Below are 1,254 nucleotides of genomic sequence, written 5' to 3'. Positions count from 1 at the left end.
TATTGTGGCTTAATGAAACTGTACACCGATATGAGGTAAACTTGCCTTAAGATAAAACGGTGTAAAAAGTAATGAAGACTCAACCAACTTACTCAACAGAATTTAAAATAGATACTGCTAACCTTGTGATTAAACAAGGCTACACAATCCGAGAAGCTTGTGATGCAACCGGCGTAGGCCCGACAGCGATTAGACGTTGGGTAACCCAGCTAAGACAAGAATTTGAAGGTATTACTCCATCAGCTAATGCCATTACTCCCGAACAAAAACGAATTCAAGAGCTTGAAGCTCAAATTAAGAAAATTGAATGGGAGAAAGATATCTTAAAAAAGGCTACCGCTCTCTTAATGCAAGACAACATCAAACGATAGCATTAATTGAATCGTTATCGAGAGAGCAGAACATTGTCAAACAGCTTTGTCATTTGTTTGGAATACCGCGTAGTAGCTACCATTATCATCTCAAACATCGTGGACTAGTGAAGCCTGAACGTGAGAAATTGCGCCAGCAAGCAATTGCAATCCACCGTGATAGCCGAGGCTCAGCAGGCGCGAGAACGATAGCAGGCCAGCTCAATCAATTAGGTGAAAATGTTGGCCGTTATAAGGCTGCCAGTTTAATGAAAGATGCAGGACTTATCAGTAGCCAACCCAGAAAACATCGCTACAAGATAGCGAATGATGAGCCTACAATCGCGCCTAACTTGTTAAAGCGACAGTTTAACGTTGACGTCATAAACCAGGTTTGGTGTGGTGATGTGACGTATATTTGGTCTGGAACTAAATGGCTTTATTTAGCCGTAGTAATGGATTTGTATGCAAGAAAAGTGGTGGGTTGGGCTTGCTCTGACAGCCCAAATACTGATTTGACTTGTGCAGCATTAAGAATGGCATTTGAAAGTCGTGGACGGCCCAAAAACCTGATGTTTCATTCTGACCAAGGTTGCCATTACAGTAGTCTTCAATATCGACAAATGCTGTGGAAGTATCAAATAACGCAGAGTATGAGTCGACGAGGAAACTGCTGGGATAATGCGGTAATGGAACGTTTTTTTAGAAGTTTTAAAACAGAGTGGATGCCTAAGTATGGCTACAATAACTTTGATGAAGCGAAGCATGATGTGCTGAATTACATACTAAAGCACTACAATACAAAACGTGGTCATAGTTATAACAATTATATGACACCAACAGCTGCCGAAATGGCAGCATAAAAACGCCCCCTGTTTGTGTACAGTTTTACTTGACCACATCA

At 41.1% G+C, this 1,254-nt stretch carries 1 protein-coding gene; it reads left to right on the top strand.

Going from position 1 to position 1,254, the window contains the following annotated elements; translation table 11 throughout:
* The first annotated feature begins 71 nt into the window (after positions 1 to 71).
* A protein-coding gene (locus ACWXWT_RS20540; protein ID WP_456043409.1) for an IS3 family transposase occupies positions 72 to 1,213 on the top strand; the annotation gives its coding sequence in 2 pieces (ribosomal slippage) (positions 72 to 321 and positions 321 to 1,213; 1,143 coding nt in all).
* Positions 1,214 to 1,254: the final 41 nt, after the last annotated feature.

It is taken from the genome of Shewanella sp. A22 (assembly GCF_053850585.1).
The sequence above is the reverse complement of the archived record's forward strand: the minus strand, read 5'-3'. Positions and strand labels throughout refer to the sequence as shown.